At 63.2% G+C, this 19,119-nt stretch carries 15 protein-coding genes; 12 read left to right on the forward strand and 3 right to left on the reverse strand.

All coding sequences use genetic code 11. The features are described from left to right. Positions 1-52: 52 nt before the first annotated feature. A complete protein-coding gene (locus M3P27_11610; protein MDP9268953.1) occupies positions 53-2,479 on the reverse strand; it encodes a sulfatase-like hydrolase/transferase in 2,427 nt (808 codons plus the stop codon). Between the two features lie 215 nt (positions 2,480-2,694). Here M3P27_11610 and M3P27_11615 point away from each other — a divergent pair, with 215 nt between their 5' ends. Next, positions 2,695-3,291: a methyltransferase domain-containing protein gene (locus tag M3P27_11615; GenBank protein MDP9268954.1), complete on the forward strand. Its 597-nt coding sequence runs from the start codon at positions 2,695-2,697 to the stop codon at positions 3,289-3,291. A gap of 65 nt (positions 3,292-3,356) precedes the next feature. Here M3P27_11615 and M3P27_11620 read toward each other — a convergent pair whose 3' ends face one another. Next, entirely contained in the window at positions 3,357-3,731 is a 375-nt protein-coding gene (locus M3P27_11620; GenBank protein ID MDP9268955.1) for a hypothetical protein, read from the reverse strand. A gap of 35 nt (positions 3,732-3,766) precedes the next feature. Beyond that, positions 3,767-4,210, reverse strand: coding sequence for a hypothetical protein (locus M3P27_11625; protein ID MDP9268956.1), 444 nt, complete (start codon positions 4,208-4,210; stop codon positions 3,767-3,769). Between the two features lie 122 nt (positions 4,211-4,332). Between M3P27_11625 and M3P27_11630 the strand changes: the two genes are divergently transcribed. The 11 genes from M3P27_11630 to M3P27_11680 all read left to right on the forward strand — a co-directional run bounded on the left by M3P27_11630 (position 4,333) and on the right by M3P27_11680 (position 19,035). Continuing rightward, on the forward strand, positions 4,333-5,049 hold the full coding sequence (locus M3P27_11630; protein MDP9268957.1) for a Crp/Fnr family transcriptional regulator: 717 nt from the start codon (positions 4,333-4,335) through the stop codon (positions 5,047-5,049). Positions 5,050-5,189: 140 nt separating this feature from the next. Further along, on the forward strand, positions 5,190-6,260 hold the full coding sequence (locus M3P27_11635) for a TIGR04053 family radical SAM/SPASM domain-containing protein (GenBank protein MDP9268958.1): 1,071 nt from the start codon (positions 5,190-5,192) through the stop codon (positions 6,258-6,260). A gap of 357 nt (positions 6,261-6,617) precedes the next feature. Beyond that, a complete protein-coding gene (locus tag M3P27_11640) occupies positions 6,618-7,574 on the forward strand; it encodes a DmsE family decaheme c-type cytochrome (GenBank protein MDP9268959.1) in 957 nt (318 codons plus the stop codon). Positions 7,575-7,619: 45 nt separating this feature from the next. After that, a complete protein-coding gene (locus M3P27_11645) occupies positions 7,620-10,010 on the forward strand; it encodes a hypothetical protein (GenBank protein MDP9268960.1) in 2,391 nt (796 codons plus the stop codon). Positions 10,011-10,020: 10 nt separating this feature from the next. After that, positions 10,021-10,347, forward strand: coding sequence for a cytochrome c (locus M3P27_11650; GenBank protein ID MDP9268961.1), 327 nt, complete (start codon positions 10,021-10,023; stop codon positions 10,345-10,347). Positions 10,348-10,422: 75 nt separating this feature from the next. Then, positions 10,423-10,980 carry a Rieske 2Fe-2S domain-containing protein gene (locus tag M3P27_11655; GenBank protein MDP9268962.1) on the forward strand — a complete coding sequence of 186 codons (558 nt, stop codon included), beginning with the start codon at positions 10,423-10,425 and terminating at the stop codon, positions 10,978-10,980. A 17-nt stretch (positions 10,981-10,997) separates the two neighbouring features. Continuing rightward, positions 10,998-12,461, forward strand: a complete 1,464-nt coding sequence (locus M3P27_11660; protein MDP9268963.1) for a cytochrome b N-terminal domain-containing protein — start codon at positions 10,998-11,000, stop codon at positions 12,459-12,461. A 51-nt stretch (positions 12,462-12,512) separates the two neighbouring features. Then, positions 12,513-12,665, forward strand: a complete 153-nt coding sequence (locus M3P27_11665; GenBank protein ID MDP9268964.1) for a hypothetical protein — start codon at positions 12,513-12,515, stop codon at positions 12,663-12,665. A 254-nt stretch (positions 12,666-12,919) separates the two neighbouring features. Next, a complete protein-coding gene (locus M3P27_11670; GenBank protein ID MDP9268965.1) occupies positions 12,920-13,507 on the forward strand; it encodes a DUF5666 domain-containing protein in 588 nt (195 codons plus the stop codon). Next, entirely contained in the window at positions 13,508-16,849 is a 3,342-nt protein-coding gene (locus M3P27_11675) for a TonB-dependent receptor (GenBank protein MDP9268966.1), read from the forward strand. Continuing rightward, positions 16,849-19,035 (forward strand): VWA domain-containing protein, encoded by a 2,187-nt coding sequence (locus M3P27_11680; GenBank protein ID MDP9268967.1) that lies wholly within the window; start codon positions 16,849-16,851, stop codon positions 19,033-19,035. The genes M3P27_11675 and M3P27_11680 overlap by 1 nt, the downstream gene beginning before the upstream one ends. Positions 19,036-19,119 lie beyond the last annotated feature (84 nt).

The following is a 19,119-nucleotide window of genomic DNA, read 5'->3' on the forward strand; positions in this document are numbered from 1 at the left end:
AAAGCCCGCAGCATCTCGAAAAGCCCACCAACGAATCCGGGGAGCTGCCGGACTACTTGCGGGCGCTGCCCGTTTGCGCAGGCATCGGCGGGCCACTGTACCCATAAAAGCTTGCGATCTCGCGGATTTGCTGCCGCAAGAATTCCTGGTAGGTGCGCTCGGCGTTGAAAGTGATGATGTTCTCGCGGGCGCCGGGATCGTGTTCCAGGTCGAAGAGCTGGTTCTCATAGTTCAGGCCGTCGGCTACGAACAGCATCTTGCCATCACGATCCACGACTCCGTAGATCGGCGAGTAACTGGAGGCAATCATGTAGTAGGGCCACTCAGAGCGGTGCAGTTCCTCCGCCGCCGTCGCGAACAGCGACCGGCCGAATAACGGATTCTTCTTCAGCGACCGATGTCCCAGCAGGTAATAAAGGCTCGGTGTGATGTCGGTGAGGAATGCCGCCGACGCCGGCTCGCTCACCACCTGCCGCTGCATCGGCGGCGGAAGGTGCACAACCAGTGGCACGCGCACCACCTCGGGGAACAGCGAGGCGACATGACCGAAGTTGCCATGCTCCCAGAACTCGTCGCCGTGATCGGAGGTAAACATCACGATGCTGCTGTCGTACAACCCCCGCGCCTTCAGGTACTGGATGAAGCTGCCGAAACAGCCGTCGATCTTCTCTACCTCCGAGGCGGCTCGGCTCTCAAACCCGGGATAGTCATGCTTCGGCACGATCTGACGTCGCTCGATCGAGACCTGGTGCGTGTTCTGTGCCTGCACGTAGACGAACACCGGGGCAGCGCCGACGGGCCGCTCTTCCAGCCCAGCCCGCACCCGCGACAGTGACGTGCAGAGGTCGAGACCGTCCCAATCCTCCCCGGCCTTGTTCAGGTCCTTCACCTTGAACTGCGGGTCCTTGACTACCGACATCACCAGATCGACGGCCACCCAGCTCTCGTAGCCATCCACCGTGAGCAGCTTCTCCAGTGCGTTGATGGGAGCGAACGTGCGGATGAACTCCTGGTGGAACTGCATCGTCCCCGTCCAGATCGAGGGCTCCGAAAGCGCCGTGCCGGCATAACGCGTGAAGGCCCGCTGGAAGACGATGCTCTCGCGCGCGAAGGAGTCGATTGCCGGCGTGAAGTGCACCTGCGGGTTGTACGGCGACAGGTAGTCGGGCCGGAGGCTGTCGATGACGAAGAGAAAGATGTAGGGGCGCGGTGCGGCCGTTGGGCGCAGCTCATCCACCAGCAGCGTCTCCGGCGGCCGGATCGCGATCGTGCGCGGCACGTTGGTGTTCTGCGCCAGGAAGCGATAGAAGTCGGCGTTCGATACGTTGAAGCGCGAGCCGCGCGCGAAGTCACGCAGCGCGTGGAACGACACGTCTTCCTTCAGGTAGCGTTCGACCGCCTGGTTCAGATAAGCCGTTACGGCGATGCTGCGCGAGGGCCAGGAGCGCGTCACGCTCGCGAACGCCTGTAGGCCAAGCACCCCGACGGCGACCAGGGCCACGGCGGTGCGCGCCGAGAGCCGATCCGGCGCTAGCACCCGGTTGCACAGGTAGAAAACGGCCCCCCACACAACGAACGCGCTGGTGCGCTGGAGGAGGAAATTCCAATCGAAGACGGGCACCGCGCGCGTGCACAGATACGCGACCGCTGCGATCGCCATGCCGCAGAGCGCGAAGACCATGAACGGCGTGCGTTTTGCCGGGCGCAGCGTGCGCGCGCTCGCCAGGCGAGTCCGCGTCGCGGCCAGTGAGAACGAGACCGTAAAGGCCAGCGCGACCGCGTAGAGCGCCGCGACCCAGCCGGTGAATAGGAGCGTCGGCAGCACTATCTGCCGCAGGAGGATGGCGAACAGGCAGGCTAGCCCGAGGTGGAAAGCCACCAGCCGGGCGCGCGAGCCGGCGAAGCGCCGCGCCAGATCCGACGATCCCGCCAGCAGTCCGAGAAAGATCAGGAACACGGTCAGGTAGCCGATGGTGCCGAGCAGGAAGAGCAACAACATGCCCCAGAGCTCTTCCGGGTCCGCCACCAGCAACCGCCGCCCCGGACCGATCATGAAGTAGCAGGCGCTGACGAAGAGGCTCGCGAGCCAAGCTGCGCGCAACGAGAAGCCCAGCGGTTCTGTCGCTTCAACGCACGTCGCTGGCGACCAGTTCGTATCCAGCACCGCGGCCCAGATCCCGAATGCCAGGAACCCGAAGCTCCACGCCAGCGAGGCCGTGCCCGGCACGGGTGCGGTGATCACTTTGGCCCATCCGAGCGCCGTTACGAATGCCAGCTGTGCCAGCAAGAAAGCTAGCAGCGGCGTCGGCTTCCCCCTCCCTGACGGGTACAACCGCCACGCCACCAGGCCGACGCCCACGGCATACGCGGGCAGGAACGCATGCACCACCGTCGGGATCCAGTTGAAGATCGGGGAGCGCACCAGCCACTGGTCCGCGAACGCGACGTTGACCAGCAGGAGGTAGAGCGAACCCGCCACCACCGTAAGTAGGAAATATGTCCTAGTGAGCCACTCAGGAAGGAACTTCAACCGGGGCATGTGCGCGGTATTCTCCCATGCGCTCCAGCGGTTGACAAGCGCCGCCTCCGGGCGCCGCGACTTGCCATCGACAGACTGCCAGGCAAGCTGAGCCACGCCACCGAGCCGAGCTACTATACTGGCGGGTCGGGTGGCAGCGGGACGGGAGAGGGACGATGAGAGAGCGGCTGTTGTTCGCGCGGACTTTCCTGAAGCGTCCACGGACGCTTGGGTCGCTGGTTCCCAGCTCGCGCTTCCTCGCCCGCCAGATCATGGAGCAGGTCGACTGGAGCGCGCGGGTCATCATCGAGTACGGCCCCGGCGTCGGCACGCTGACCGCCGCGGTCCTGCGGCGCATGCGGCCCGACAGCGTCCTCGTCGCCATCGAAAGTAGCCCCGAGTTTGTTGCCTACTTGCGCGAACAATACCGCGACCCGCGCCTACGCGTGATCGAGGGCTCCGCCGCCGACATCGCCGCTATCCTGCGCGACCTCGACCTGCCGGCTGCCGACTGCATCATTTCCGGCATCCCGTACTCGACCATGCCGGCGCAGACGCGCGAGCGCATCCTCGCCGAGTCGCGCGGCGCGCTCCGCCCCGGCGGACGCTTCATCGCCTACCAGTTCAGCGGTGCGGTGCTACCGCACCTGCGCCGCTTGTTCGGCCCGGTCCGGCAACACTTCGAGCTGCGCAACATCCTCCCCGCACGGATCTTCCGCTGTAGCCGTGACCGCGAACCCGCATCGCGATCCCACGGCAGCCCCCGAAACTAGGACCTTAGCGATTCCCAATCCCAGAATCGTGCGACGCCGACCACCATTCTTTCTTCCCGCGAAGCTCAGTGCTTAGTGGTCGCAGGCTGGCTCATTTCCAGCTGCGCGATGGTGTTCCGCAGCCAGTTCCACACCGCCTGCTTGGTTTCGGCGTAGCTCGCGGTACGGTACAGGTCGTCTACGGTCACGCCGTTCGGATCGAGCGAGATGTGGCGGCACGGTACGCGGGTGAAACGTCCCTCCCGCGGCGCCAGCCGCGAGAGCAGGCAATCATCGCAGGAGTGCCGGCACTCCGGATTAGCGTGGTTCAGGCAGGTGGGGGAATCCTCGAACATCAGACCCGCGCGCCATCGGGGCACGTCGCGTTCATAGCCACCGGATTCCAGGAAAGCGAGCTCAGTGCGGAGAACCGTCAGCAGATCGCGATCGTCGAATGCCATGGCAACTCCTCCTTCACTACCATTACTTTCCGCTCCTACGAGCGGGGTGTCGCCGGCGACTCGCAACCGGCGCAGTCGTGCTTGGACTCGCTTCCTGGGACGCGCTGTTCCGACCGCAGCTCGCCCACGATGAAGCGCAGCCAGTGCGTGACCGCATCGAGCACGCGGCTCTCATTGTCGGGGTCGTAGAGGTCAGCGATCGTATGTCCCTGCGGATCGAGCGGGATGTGATGGCAGGGAACCGCGGTGTCCTGTGCCGCTTCCGGGACGAAGTCCATCAGGGCGCAGCCGTTGCATGCGTGCGGACGGTCAGCCTCCATGAAATTGAGGCAGCTAGGCGAATCCATGAACGGGACGTGCGGATCACGTGGGCGGCGGACGGAGTGTCCGTAGCCACCCTGCTGCACGAAATCGAGCTCGAACTGGAGCACCTCGAGCGGCGTCCGTCCGAAGGAATCAACCTGTTTTGGTGCTCGCATACTCACCTCCACTTGCTGGAAGCATTGTGTACCCGGGCTCGAACGGCGGATGTGAGCAACGTCACAAGTCAGCGTGACTCCGGACGGCGCGAGAATCGGCGTATAGTTGGCAATATCAACCCATGAAATCCCCTTACGGCCTCGACATCATCGAGAGCTGCCTGAGCTGCACCATGCGGCAGGACTACCTGTTCTGCAACCTGGCGCCGGCGAGCCTGAAGACGCTGGAAGCGATCAAGACGACGGCGTCGTATCCGAAAGGCGCGCTGCTGTTCGTGGAAGGGCAGCTGCCGCGCGGCATCTTCGTGGTGTGTAGCGGACGCGCGAAGCTGACCACCACGTCGAAGGAAGGCAAGAGCATCATCATCCGTATCGCGGAAGCGGGCGAGGTGCTGGGATTGAGCGCGGCGGTCTCGGGCAAACCCTACGAAGTCACCGCCGAGCTGCTCGAGCCTACGCAGGCGAACTTCATCCGCCGGCAGGACTTTCTCGACTTCATGCAAAAGCATGGTGACGCTGCGCTGCGCGTGGCGCAAGAGCTGAGCAAGAACTACCACTCGGCGTACGAAGAGATACGCTCGCTCGGGCTTTCTCGCTCGGCGACAGAGAAGCTGGTCAAGCTGCTGCTGGAGTGGGAAGACCGCGGCGGCAAAGGGTCGTCGCACGGGAAGATCACCGTAGCGCTGACGCATGAAGAGATCGCGCAGCTCATTGGCAGCTCGCGCGAGACGGTCACGCGCATCTTCGCCGACCTGAAACGGCGCAAGCTGATCGCAGTGAAAGGCTCATCCATCAGCCTGAAAGACCATGACGCGCTCGCCGCTATGGTCAGCTCGTAAGTCTCCTCTCACCCTTACAAGTCAGCGGCGTGTGACACCTGTCACAAGTAGGCGTACGCCGGGTCACGGACGTCTTGATCCCATACAGCGATGATCTCTTCAGACTGACATGCCAGCCGGCATGCCCGGTGGAGGCGTTCATGAGACGCGAGCTGAAGCAAGAGTTCAACGACCGTCCGTTGGTGGTGATCTGGGAGATGACGCAGGCGTGTGACCTGAAATGCGCGCACTGCCGCGCCAACGCGCAACCGAGCCGCGCAGCGCTCGAGCTCTCCGTGGCTGAGGGCTACCACCTGGTCGACCAGGTGGCGGAAATGGGCGTGCCCATCTTTGTGCTTACCGGCGGCGATCCGCTGAAACGTCCCGACTTGTTCGCGCAGATCCGTTACGCGGTGAGCAAGGGATTGAAACCGTGCCTGACGCCGAGCGCCACGCCGCTGCTCACGCGCGAAGCGGTCCTCAAGCTGAAAGAGAGCGGACTGGCACGGCTGGCACTGAGCCTCGACGGTTCTTCGCCGGAACTGCACGACGGCACCCGAGGCGTGGCCGGCTCATGGGCCAAAACCATCGAGTGCGCGCAGTGGGCGCGCGAAGCGCATCTGCCGCTGCAGATCAATACCACCGTCTCGCGACGGAACGTGCATGACTTGGAAGCGATGGCCGAGCTGCTGGCGGCGGAGAGAGTGGTGCAGTGGAGTTTGTTCTTCCTGGTGCCGGTGGGACGCGGCCAGGCCGCCGACCTGCTCACGCCGGAACAGCACGAAGAAGTCTTTGAACGCATGTACGCGCTGGCGCAGCGCATGCCCTTCCGCATCAAGACGACGGAAGCGCCGCACTACCGGCGCTTCGTGCTGCAGAAGAAAGCCGAAGCCGCGGGCGAGGGCTCGCTCCCCGAGATGCTGGCCAAAGCGCAGAGCGGCTTCGGCGATGGCAAGGGCTTCATGTTCGTAAGCCACATCGGGCAGGTATTCCCCAGCGGCTTCCTGCCGCTGCCCGCAGGCAATGTGCTGTGGGAGCCGCTGGCGGCCATCTATCGCAAGTCGTCGTTGTTCCGGGCGCTGCGCGATCCCGGCCAGTTGAAGGGAAAATGCGGCGTGTGCGAGTTCCGCGAGATCTGCGGCGGCTCGCGCGCCCGCGCGTACGCCTTCACCGGTGATCCGCTCAGCTCGGACCCGTGTTGTGCATACGTGCCGCAGGCGGCCGTGAATTAACCGACGAGTCACGTAGGCAGGTGTTTGGAACATATTTGGAGGTGCGATATGCGGGCAATCCTAGAAAGCGAAGCAGGTTCACTGGCGACTTGGTTAACGCCACCCGTCTAGCTCCGCCTGGATCCCGGACAGCCCGAGTGAGCAATACTAAACAGCCCTACCTCGCACCGCTGAAGATACTTTTGGTGCGTTACGGCCACAGGCGTAGGATGGCGCGCGATGCCGCCTTCTGACGCACCGCTCCTTCAGTGATGGGCGTACCACAGCATGTGACAACGGTCACACCGGCCAAGGTAGCTCTTATCCGACACTGATGCCATTGGCCGCACAGAACTACGAGCGGCAGGGAGGTGGCGCGTGACAGGCCTCCGAGGATTGCGAACCGGACTCATCGCACTCATCTTTGTTTGCTTACCGCTCTCCTTCGCCGGGCAGAAAGACAAGCCCGCGACGAAGACGAAACCCTCTTCCACCGAAGTCCATCCCTCCCGGAACGCCGACGCCTCGTTGTACGTGGGCACGGAGACGTGCAAGACCTGCCACGAAGAAGAGTTCAAGAGCTACGACAGTGGGCCGCACTGGCGCACGGAGAAGAACACCAAGCAAGGCGTCCAGTGGCAAGGCTGCGAGGCCTGCCACGGACATGGCAAAGACCACGTGGAGGGCGGCGGCGACGTCACCAAGATCCTCTCGTTCAAGAAAATGAGCCCGGAGGCGGCGAGCCAGCAGTGTCTCGACTGCCACGAGACGGGCGAGGAGCACACCAACTTCGCCCGCTCGGAGCATCTGCGCAATGGCGTGGGCTGCGTGAGCTGCCACAGCGTCCACAAACCGAAGGTGGAGCAGACCCTCTTAAAAGTGTCGCAACCCACGCTGTGCTACAGCTGCCACCTCGAGACCAAGCCGGACTTCTCCAAGCCGTTCCATCATCGGGTGAACGAAGGCCTGGTGAAGTGCAGCGACTGCCACAACCCGCACGGTGGCTTCCTCAACAAGCAACTCCGTTCCACGGCAGCGCAAGACCAGGTCTGCTTCGGATGTCACGCCGAGAAAGCCGGCCCGTTCGTCTTCGAGCACGCCCCGGTGAAGACCGAGGGATGCGTGGCGTGTCACACGCCGCATGGGTCCTCGAACCCGCGTCTGCTGAAGCGCGCCAACATCAACCTGCTTTGCCTGGAGTGCCACACGTTCACGGTGGATTCGGTGGCGCCGGCGATACCCTCGTTCCACAACCAAGCGGCGAAGTACCAGGCCTGCACCATGTGTCACACACAGATCCACGGTTCGAATATGGACGACAAGTTCTTTAAATAAGAAAGGGGCGGACCGATGTTTTCATATCCATCCATTCATCGTCGGATGCTCCTGGCTGGGGTGATATTGCTGGGATTGCTCGTGTGCGCGTCGTCGCTGTGCGCGCAGACGCCGGCACCGACACCCTCGCAGACGACGGCGCCTGACGCCGAAAAGGGTGAGGTGATGGACGGCTACGAGGTGCATCAGTCCATCGAGTTCGGCGGACACGTCGTCGATTTCTCCGGCAATGGTTCGATGTGGGATACCTTCGTGAACCAGTCAAGCGGCCCACGGCTGCTCAATCAATCGCTCGACATGCGCTCCATCGACCACAACGGACTGCTCTTCGACGAGCTGCACGAATCCAGCTTCGGCTATGGCGGCGATCCCAACAACGTCACGCGGTTCATGGTGAGCAAGGCGCGGATCTACACTTTCTCCGCCAGCTTCCGCCGCGACCGTAATTATTGGGGCTACGATCTGCTGGCGAACCCGCTGAATCCGCCCACGTCGGTGCCGAACGTGCCGGTGCTGACCTCTCCCCATCGCTTCGAAGTGGTGCGACGCATGACGGACATCAACCTCACGCTCGCGCCGCAATCGCCGGTCCGCGTGCGGCTGGGCTACGCGCGCAACGTGAGTGAAGGGCCATCGTTCAGCTCCATCCACCAGGGCACCGAAGGACTGACGGCACAGATGTGGCGCAACGGCTTGGACACGTACCGTGTGGGAGTAGATCTGCGCCTGATTCCTCGGACGGTGTTCAGCTACGACCAGTTCATCAGCGTCTTCAAGGGCGATACGTTCCAGCAGCTGAACAGCCTGCCCTATGCCCTGGCGGGGAATATCCCGGTGGATCTGGGCCTGCCGTTCAATAGTGGTCCCGCCGGCGCCGGCCAGCCGTGCGCCACTCCCATCCTCGGCTCCGGATTTGCGAACCCGGCGTGCAATGGCTACTTCGCATATTCGCGGTTCGCTCCCACGCGCAATCTTTATCCCACGGAGCAGTTCAGTTTCCAGACGAACTACTGGAAGCCCATCGACATCTCCGGGCGCTTCTCCTACACCGGCGCGGAAAGTGACATGCCTGTCTCGGTGGAGTCCTTCGATGGACTCACCACCCGCTCGCGCAATCGGAACCTGCTGACCACTGGGCCGGCGAACGCGCGACGCATCACGGTGAACGCCGACCTGACGCTGACCTGGCACGTTACCGACAAGCTGGACTTCGTGGACAGTTTCCGCTGGAACGACTTCCGTATCCCGACGCGTTGGGACGAAGACCAGTCGGCGCTGTTCGGCGCCACGCTACTCTCGAATCCGAACGTGTTCACTCCGGCGACTTGCCCGCCGCCGTTCACCGCGGCGACCTGTCCGCAGCACAACACCAGTTCGGGCGCGGACCTGACCACGGCGAACTTCAACCGCTACTTCGCGCAGAACACCAAATTGAACACGGTGGAGCTGGCGTACTCGTTCACCTCCGGGTTCCGCGCGACACTGGGCTACCGCTTCCGGCATCGCGACATCGATGCCGCCCAGTTCGACACCTACGCGCTGACTTACTTCCCGGGACCCACCGCAGCCCTCGCACATCGCGGGGCGTGCGCGAGCGTTTTGATCCCGCTGAATCCGGATGGGTCGTGCACCGTGCTCACTTTCAACGGCATCACTGCCGCGAACATCGTGCCAACGTTCGATGGACTGACCGCCGACAGCGATCACACGCCGATCAACGAGCACGCGCTCCTGTTCGGATTTTGGTGGCGGCTGGGCGACAAGTTCCGCGCGACCTATGACATGGAGTTGATGTCGGCGGACAACTCGTTCACCCGCATCTCTCCGCGCAACCTGCAGCAGTACCGCTTGCGGCTGCTCTACAAGCCGGTGGACTGGGCGAATCTGAGTGCGGCGATCAATATCCGCGAGAACCGGAACAACATTCCCGACGTCGGCAACCTGCAACACAACCGCTCGTACAGTGCCGCGGCCGTGTTCACGCCACGGGAAACGTTCAACATCGATCTGAACTACAACTACAACGACGTGTTCTCGCAGACGAACATCTGCTTCGTGGCAACGCCGCCACCGCCAGGGAGCGTGACCTGCGGTACGCCGTTCCTGGAAGGCCTGTCCCTGTACCAGCAGACCACCCACTTCTTTTCCGCGAATGTGATGTGGAGACCGGTCAAGCGGGTCACTGCCACGCTCGGCTACGCTGGTGACTTTGCGGATGGCAGCACGCTCATCCTGAATCCCAACGCCCCGTTGGGACCATTGACCTATACCTACCACATGCCCACAGCGGGTGTGCGCGTGGAGTTGGCGCCGCGCTGGAGTGTGAGCGGAGGCTGGAACTACTACGGCTACGGCGAAGACAGCGCCGCGGGGCCCACGCTGCCGCGCAATTTCCACGGCAATGTGATCACTACTGGTTTGAGATACGCCTTCTGAGGAGGATGTTATGAGACGTCTCGTTTCGATCGCGGTCGGGGTCGGGTTTCTGCTCTTCGTCTCAGTGCCTGCGGCGCAGGCGACCGACGCTACCGCCGACCTGTACAAGTCCAAGTGCCAGATGTGCCACGGGCCGAACGGCAAGGGCGACACTGCGGCAGGCAAAAAGCTTGGCGCCCGTGACTTCCATGCGCCGGAGATCATGAAGCTGACCGACGCCGAATTGACCGGCATCATCAACAAGGGAAAGAACAAGATGCCAGCTTATGCGGGGAAGCTAACGCCGGAGCAGATCAAGGGCTTGATCGCTTACGTTCGCGAGTTGTGTAAGCACTAGTAGAACCGCGATGCCTACGCCTACCGCCCTCCTGCTCCTATTCAGCGCGGCGAGAGCGAAATACGAGGAGTCCTGATGGACGGAACACAGGCTCGCGACACTGGACCGAAGAGCGGAGTCGGCCGAGCGTCAACACGGCGGTCGTTTCTTGGCGGCCTGTTGGCGGCAGGGGCCGCGCTGGTCGGCGCGGTGCTATCGGTCCCCCTGGTTCGCTTCGCGCTTCACCCGCTGCTGGCCCGCACGACGGATAAATCGTGGTCGGATCTCGGGACCGTCGATGACCTCCAGAACATCGCGGCGCCGGTAAAGAAGCTCGTCGCCATCGAGCAGCGTGACGGCTGGCGGCGGACGATGACAGAAAAACCTGTGTACATCAGCAAAGGTGAAGGCGGCAACCTCATCGTGCTTTCCGCCGTGTGTACCCACCTCGGCTGCAGCGTTCCATGGATCGAGAAGGAGAACAAGTTCATATGTCCGTGCCACGTCGGAGTGTTTGCGCCCAGCGGGAAGCTGCTCGCCGGCCCGCCACCGCGCAACATGGATCTACTGGAGAGCAAAGTTGAAGACGGAAGGCTGAAGGTCAAGTACCAGTTCTTCCGGCAGTTGACTCCGAATAAAGAGGTCATGGCCTAGAAGCGAGGGGGGGTAGATTGGCAGACCATCAGGAAAACCACGCCGCAGCGGGCAAAGCGAGCGGCTTGATCCGCTGGATCAACGCGCGCACGGGATTACACGACCTGCTGCACCATGCGCTGGACGAACCGATCCCCGGCGGCGCAAAGCTGGCCTATGTATTCGGCTCCGGCCTGATATTCCTGTTCATTTCGCAGATCGTCACCGGCGTGTTCCTCGCGATGTACTACGTGCCCTCAGCCGACCATGCGCATACCACAGTTGCGTACATGGTCAAGGAAGTGAACGCCGGCGCATTCTTGCGCAGCGTCCACGCCTACGGCTCAAGTGCCATCATTGTTGTCTTGATGTTGCACCTCATTCAAACCTTCTTCTTTGGTTCGTATAAAGGACGGCGCGAGCTGTTGTGGGTGGCCGGATGCGTGCTGCTAGCACTGATGGTGGGAATGGCCTTCACGGGTTATCTGTTGCCGTGGGATCAGAAGGCCTATTTTGCCACCACGGTGGGGACCAACATCCTGAGCGAAGTGCCGCTCATTGGAAATGCGATCAAGCGCCTGCTGCGCGGCGGCACGGAGATGGGTACTCTGACGTTGTCGCGTTTTTTCGTCCTTCATGTTTTTCTGGTGCCCGCGGCGATCTTCGCTTTTCTTGCTTTGCACATCTACCTGTTCCGCAAGGCGGGAGCTGCCGGCCCCGTTGACGAGGACCCAATCTCTCCGAAGCAGCCGACCGAGTCGTTCTACCCCAAGCAACTGATCATGGATATGGGATTCGCCTTGCTCATCCTGGTTGTGATGGGATTGCTTGCGCATTATGTGCCGGTCGAACTCGGGCCGAAGGCGGACGCCTCTGATACCCAGTATGTGCCGCGACCAGAATGGTATTACCTTCCGGTGTTCCAGTACCTGAAGTACTGGCACGGCTCCAGCGCTGTGGTCGGGATCCTGGTCGTTCCTGCGCTGCTAGCGGTGCTCCTGGTCGGCTTGCCATTCTTCGATCGCGATCTGGAGCGCCGACCGTGGAAGCGGCCGGTCAGCATCGGCATGTTCAGCGCTGTATTTCTGGCGCTCGGGGTGCTGGGTTATATGTCGAGTCACCAAGACCTCCGCGACCCGGGAATCGCGGCTCAGATACGCCGGCAACATCAGGAGGTGGAGCAATTCATGCGCACGCCTTTTGAGCCCGAGACCGCGGGCGCGACTCTCGCGGCCACAAACGTGGCGCTGGTGAATCCCGAGGCGGCGGCGGGAAAGGCGATATTCGAGCAGCAAGCCTGCAACTCCTGCCATGGTGACAACGGGACCGGGACCACCGTGGGACCTAAACTCGTGGGAATCGGCGCCAAGTATGATGCGCAGCGGCTATCAGCACTGCTGAAGCATCCCACCCCTGCTATGGAGAGCGGCGGCATGACCAAGGTCGAAGTGAAGGAAGATGAGTTGCAAAAACTCACTGCCTACATGCTTAGCTTGAAGTGACGTTGCGCCCACCTTGGCGTCGTTTGTGAGTTCGGGCGCGTTTACACCGCGTTGAAGCTGGCGATCCTGTTCTGGCGGCATCCACTCTCGTTCTTCCTCTTCGTGGTGCTCGGCGGCGGGCTGTTGTTTCTCGGCGTTGTGGTAGATCTGCACGCGCTGGTGTCATTTCGCGAGCAGGAAAGTGTGGCGCCGAAGCAGGGTTGAGGGGCGTCTTGCGGCCGAAATCGATGGGAAGCACGCAACATTCCCGCGTTTCTGCGGTCTAATGAGCTATGCGATCCAAACAGCCGTTGTGTCTCCGCCCCACTCTGTCATTGTTCGCGATGGCAGCCTGTCTGCTTTCGTTTTCAACCATTTCGTATGCGCAAGATCCCGGCCCGCAGGGTCCCGGCACGCAAGCTGGGCCGCGGGGAGAGCGCGGTGGTCCGCGTGGTGAGCGCGGCGGCGGTGGCGGCGGCATGATGATGATGGGCGGCGGCAGCAACGCCGGTCAGATCACGCGCGTCAACGGCGACACCATCACCGTCAAGACGCTCTCCGGCTCCGAGCTCACACTCAGGACGTCGGCGGAGACGCGCTTCGTCGGCAGAGACCGCAGCATGATCGCGCTCAAGGACCTGAAGGTCGGCGACTACGTGATGGCAGGCGGTGGGCGGCCGTCCGATGGCGTCTTGCTGCCACGCTTCGTCGCCCAGATGGATGAAGCCGGAGTGAAGCGCATCCAGGACTTCCAGGCGAATCTCGGCAAGACGGTCATCGCCGGCGAGGTAAAGGCGATCGACGACACCAAGCTCACCATCGCACGTACCGACGGGCAGACCCAGGTGATCGAGTTGGATGAGGGAACGTCGCTGCGGCGCGGGCGGGATGAGAGCATCACCCTCGCCGACGTAAAGCCCGGCGACCGCGTCTACGGTCAGGGCGAGGTGAAGAATGGCGTCTTCATCCCCAAGGAGCTGCGCGTGATGGGTCAAATGGGAATGCGGCGGCCACGGGACCAGCAGGGCACGAGCGAACGGCCGACTACGCCGCCGCCGCCTAAATAAGTGACGCGCTGGCTCACTATCTTCTTTCTCGCGGGCCAGCTGTTTGCATGCCAGCTGGCTGCCGGCCAGGATCCCGCAACCGCGGCGCCCGTGACTACCGCGCCGGTGACGAAGATGCCGTCCGCGACCACGCCTCCGCCGGCGGCAACGCCGGTTGCCACCATTGTCGGCAGCGTGAAGTCCGGCGGCACGCCGTTGCCCGGCGTTGCGCTGGTAGCCGCCAACACACTGACCGGCAAGAAGGTCTTTACCACCACGCGCAGCGACGGCTCTTTTCGCATCCTGATCCCGGCACGCGGCCGCTGGGTCGTGCGCGCCGAACTCCCCGCTTTTGCCGCCGAGACGAAGGAATTTGTCTTCACTCCCGAGACGCTTGGCAGCACGCAGCGCGCGGATTTCGAGCTCGTGCTCGCCTCGCGCAAGCAGGATACAGCCGACAGCGTGGCCAGCGCGATCGCTTCCGGTGGGTTCCAGAGCCTTGACTTGGCGGCGAACGAAGCCCGCGCGACCCTCTCCGACAGCGGCCAGGGCGATGCTGCAGCCGGCGCGATGCCGCTCGGAACACAAGCCGGATCGGCGGCCACGGAAAGCTACTCCATCAGCGGTGCAGCCGGCCGCACCGAAGGTTTCAGCTTCAATCCCGACGAGTTGGAATCGCGTATCGCGGAAGCGCGCGCGAGCGGACAGCTGGGTGGAGGCCCTGGCGGAGGCGGCGGCTTTGGTGGCGCGGGTGGCTTCGGCGGCGGCGGTCCCATCATGATCATGGGCGGTGGTGGCGGAGGTGGAAGACGGCGCGGCCGCTTCGACATCAATAAGATCCACGGCCAACTCTTCTACAACTACGGCAGCTCCGGCCTGGACGCCGCTCCCTACGCGCTGCTCGGAGCTGCAAGAGATAAGCCCGACTACGCGCAGTCGCGCTTCGGGTTCTCTCTCGGTGGTCCGCTGAAGATCCCCAAGCTTTATGACGGCGGCACCAAGACGATGTTCTTCCTGAACTACGCGGGGCAGAATGCGTCCAATCCGTTCGACGTCTTCGCCAACGTGCCCACACTGGCGGAACGCAATGGAGATTTCTCCGCAACCGTCTTCCGCAGCGGCCCCTTTGCCGGGCAGAACGTGCAGATCTTCGATCCCGTCACCCATATGCAGTTCACCAACAACACGCTGCCGGCGATCGATCCCATCGCGGCCGGATTGCTGGCGTTTATTCCTCAGCCCAATCTGCCCGACGGTTTCTTCCCCAACTATCACCAGGTGACCTCCACCGATACCATCGCGAACAATGTGAACTTCCGCCTCATCCATAACTTCGGTGCGGGCGGGGCGCAGACGCGCGGGCCGGGGATGTTCGGCCGCGGCGGCGGGAACATGCTCACCATCGGCCTAAACTACCGCCGGGCGACCAGCGATAGCGCCAACTTCTCGCCTTTCATCGGAGGCTCGACCGATTCAAGCGGCCTCAACTTCAACGCTGGATATTCGCGCTCCTTCGGCAAGCTGATCTCGCGCTTCAACTTCAACCTGAATCGCAGCCACATCAACAGGCACAATCTTTATCAGGGCACGCGGGACGTGGAGGGTGAGCTGGGGATGGCCGGCGTTTCCACCGATCCCTTCGATTGGGGAGCACCCACGCTCGCGCTGACAAATTATTCGTCGCTGAGCGACGTGGTTCCGAGCCAGCGCGACGACAGCACCTACACCGGCAGCGCGAGTTTCAGCTACCTGCGCGGCAAGCACAACCTGCGCTGGGGCGGCGGTTATTCGCGCATCCTCACCGAGCTGCGTGCGAACACCAACCCGCGCGGCGCGTTCATCTTCACCGGCCTCGCCACCGCAAACACCTTCGGCGGCACGCCCGCGCCCGGCACGGGCTACGACTTGGCCGACTTCCTGCTCGGCGACGCGCAGCAGACCTCGATCCAGTACAGCGTGAACAGCTACGCGTTTGCCGGCAACTCGTACAACCTGTTCGTGCAGGACGACTGGCGCGTGCGTCCGAACCTCACGCTGAATCTCGGACTGCGTTATGAGTACACTTCGCCGTTGAGCGAGAGTAGCGGTCGCATCGTGAACCTTGACGTCGCACCCGGCTTCACCGCTGTGGCCCCGGTCGAGCCCGGCCAGGCCGGCCCCTTCACCGGCATCTTTCCGCAAACCTTGGTCGAGCCCGACCGCAACAACTTCGCGCCGCGCATCGGCGTGGCGTGGAAGATCGGGAAGAGCACGGTCATTCGCTCCGGATACAGTGTCCAGTACAACAACGCGCAGTACGCGCAGATGGTGCAGCAGCTCGCCTTCCAGCCACCCTTCAGCTTCACCCAGACGAACATCGCGCCCACGCCCGGGTCGCTCACGCTAACCGACGGATTTCCGCCGCCCACCGCCACCGTCACCAACAATTACGCCGTGGACAAGAACTATCGTCTTGGCTACGTGCAGATATGGAATGCGAACGTGCAGCGCGAGCTGCCGGGCGGCCTGCAGCTCGACGTGGACTACACCGGCACCAAGGGCACGCACCTTGATCTGTTGACGGCGCCGAACCGCGGTCCGGCGGGGTTGCTGATCCCCGGCGTGCAGGCGTTCCTGTTCGAGACCTCGGCGGCGAACTCGATCGTGCACGCGGGCACGGTGCGGTTGCGCCGGCGTCTGCGCAACGGCGTGAGCTTCGGACTCAACTACACATATTCCAAAGCCATCGACGACGCTTCCTCCATCGGCGGCGTGGGCACGCCGGTGGTGGCGCAAGACCCGCTAGACATCGCCGCCGAGCGGGGGCTTTCCAGCTTCGACCAGCGCCACCGCTTCACCGCGAGTTACATCTGGGAGCTGCCCTTTGGGACGGACAAGACGTGGCTTCGGAACGGCGGAGTGGCAGCCACGCTACTCGGTGACTGGACGCTCAGCGGCGGGGCAACCGTCGGCAGCGGCCTGCCGTGGACGGTGCGCGTCCTGGGGAACTTCGGCGACGTCGCCCGCGGCACCAATGGCACGCTGCGCGCCGACTATCTCGGCGGGCCGCTCGGCGTGAACGATCCCACCGTCCTCGAATGGTTCAACACCGCAGCTTTCGCGGTGCCGGCGCCGGGAACATTCGGCGATTCGACACGCAATATGCTGACCGGCCCAGGCACCATCGCCTTCGACATGTCGCTGGGAAAGACGTTCGCGATGAAGGAAGGGAAGACGTTCGACTTCCGCATCACGGCGAACAACGTCTTCAATCATCCCAACGACACCACCATCGACACCATCGTGAACTCGCCCACCTTCGGACAGGTGATCGGCATCGGCAGCATGCGCAAGGCCCAACTCCAGGCGAGGTTCAACTTCTGATGCGCCGCCACTTCTTATCCGCGGGCGCATGGGGGCTGGCGCTGGCCGTGCTGGCCCAGCCCTTCGCCGCCCAGCACGCGGACCCTGCATCCGGCTACACCTTCCGCTCGAACACCGACCTGGTGCTGGTGAACGTGAGCGTGCGCGACGCCAAAGGCGATCCCGTGCGGGGACTCAAGCCGGAGGACTTCACCGTGCTGGAGAACGGGAAAGAACAGAAGCTCGTCAGTTTCGATGTGGAAGACGTGACCGCAGCGCCCCAGGTCGCTACTGCATTGCCCTCGGCGGTGGCGGCGGTGGTGGCATCCGCGCCGCCAGCGACACCCGCAGTGCCGTCCGGCTTGAAGCCGGTTCCCATCACGCCGGCGGACGCGCGCAACAAGCGCCTGGTCGTGATCTTCTTCGACTTCACCGGCATGCAGCCGGAGGAGGTCGAGCGCTCGGTGAGCGCGGCGCAGAAGTTCGTGGCCGGACAGATGACGCCGGAGGACATCGTCGCGGTGGCATCGTTCAACACCGCGCTGAAAGTCGACCAGGACTTCACCACCGACAAAACATTATTGCAGCGCGCACTTGCTCGCTACAGCGCGAACGCAGGTGCGGGCTACGACGCGGGATCGACCGGTACGACGGAAGGCACGCCGGGAGATAACAACGCATTCACTCCCGACGACAGCGATTTCAATACCTTCAATACCGACCGCAAACTCCAGGCGCTCGAGTCGCTGTGCGATGCCCTGGCAGGCGTTCCGCAGAAGAAGTCGGTCATCTACTTCTCCAGCGGCGTGACGCGCAATGGCGTGGAGAACCAGACGACGCTGCGCGCGAGCATCAATGCTGCGGTGCGCGCCAATGTGGCCATCTACTCGGTGAGCGCCGTCGGTCTCGAGGCGATGCCTCCGGGCGGCGGGGCGCAGACCGCGTCGCTGCGCGGCACCAGTGCGTACTCGGGCCAGGCGACGTTGAGCCAGAATGACGCAAGCTTCGCTGCCAGTGAGACGCTGAGCACGCTCGCTACCGACACGGGCGGAAAAGCCTTCCTCGACACCAACGACTTCTCCGGCGTCTTCCGCAAGGTGCAAGACGACACTTCGAGCTACTACATCCTCGGCTACCACAGCTCGGACCGCACTCAGGATGGCCGCTTCCGGCGCATCACCGTGCGCACCACGCGCAAGGGCGTGCGACTCGACTTCCGTCGCGGCTACTACGCGCCCACTGACTTCGCGCACGCGAACCGCACGCAACGTGAGGACCAGTTGCAATCGGAGCTGGATGCCGAGATGCCGGCGACCGACATCTCGATCTACGTGGCCGCCGCGTACTTCCGGCTCGACGACAACCGCTTCTTCGTTCCCGTGTCGGTGGTCGTGCCCGGCTCGGAGATCCCTTTCGTCGCGTCCAGCGCGCAGGAAAAGGCGACGCTCGACGTGATGGGGCAGGTCCGCGACGCGGCCTCCAAGTTCCCGGTGGGGAACGTGCGCGAGACGGTGAAGCTCGCCGTGGACGCCAGCCGTAACCTGGCGCGCAAGAATGTGCAGTACAACACCGGGTTCATTCTCGCTCCCGGTAACTACGTGGTGAAGTTCGTGGTGCGCGAGAACGAGACGGGGAAGGTCGGCAGCTTCGAAGCCACCTTTGCCGTCCCCGACCTGCGCAAGTCGCCGAGCAAGTCCGCCGGGAAGTCCGGAGGGGGGATAAAGATGAGCGCGGTGGTGATCAGCAACCAGCTCGCGCCCATGGGGAAGGCGAATCGGGAGAGCCCGTTAGTCCGCGACGGCAGCGAGATCGTGCCCAACATCACGCATGTCTTCGGTTCCGGCCAGCATATGTATCTTTATTACGAGGTCTACGATCCGCAGAAGGCCGATCCCCAGAGGAACGACCCGCAGCAGCCCGTCCCGGCTGCCGGTGCGGGCACGGATAAAGCCAAAGCCAAGCAGCCGAAGAATGCCGTACGGGTGCTGAGCAGCGTGGCGTTCCTGCGCAACGACGTGAAGGCTTTCGAGACGCCGTTGGTGGAAGTGCAGCAGACAAATCCCGATCGCCGCGCCGCCCTGTTCCAGATGGATGTGCCGCTCGAGAAACTGCCGGCGGGCTACTACACCTGCCAGGTGACCACGGTAGACGATTCCGCCGGAACCTTCAGCTTTGTCCGCTTTCCTATCCTTATTAAGGACCGCTGAATCAGACCGCTGACAACGCTCAGCGCTGGCGCGATCTTGGACGAAAGGAAGAGCAAAGAGCGAGCTTACGCCTTGCGCGGCGCA

This window comes from Acidobacteriota bacterium (genome assembly GCA_030774055.1).
Classification (GTDB): domain Bacteria; phylum Acidobacteriota; class Terriglobia; order Terriglobales; family Acidobacteriaceae; genus JACPNR01.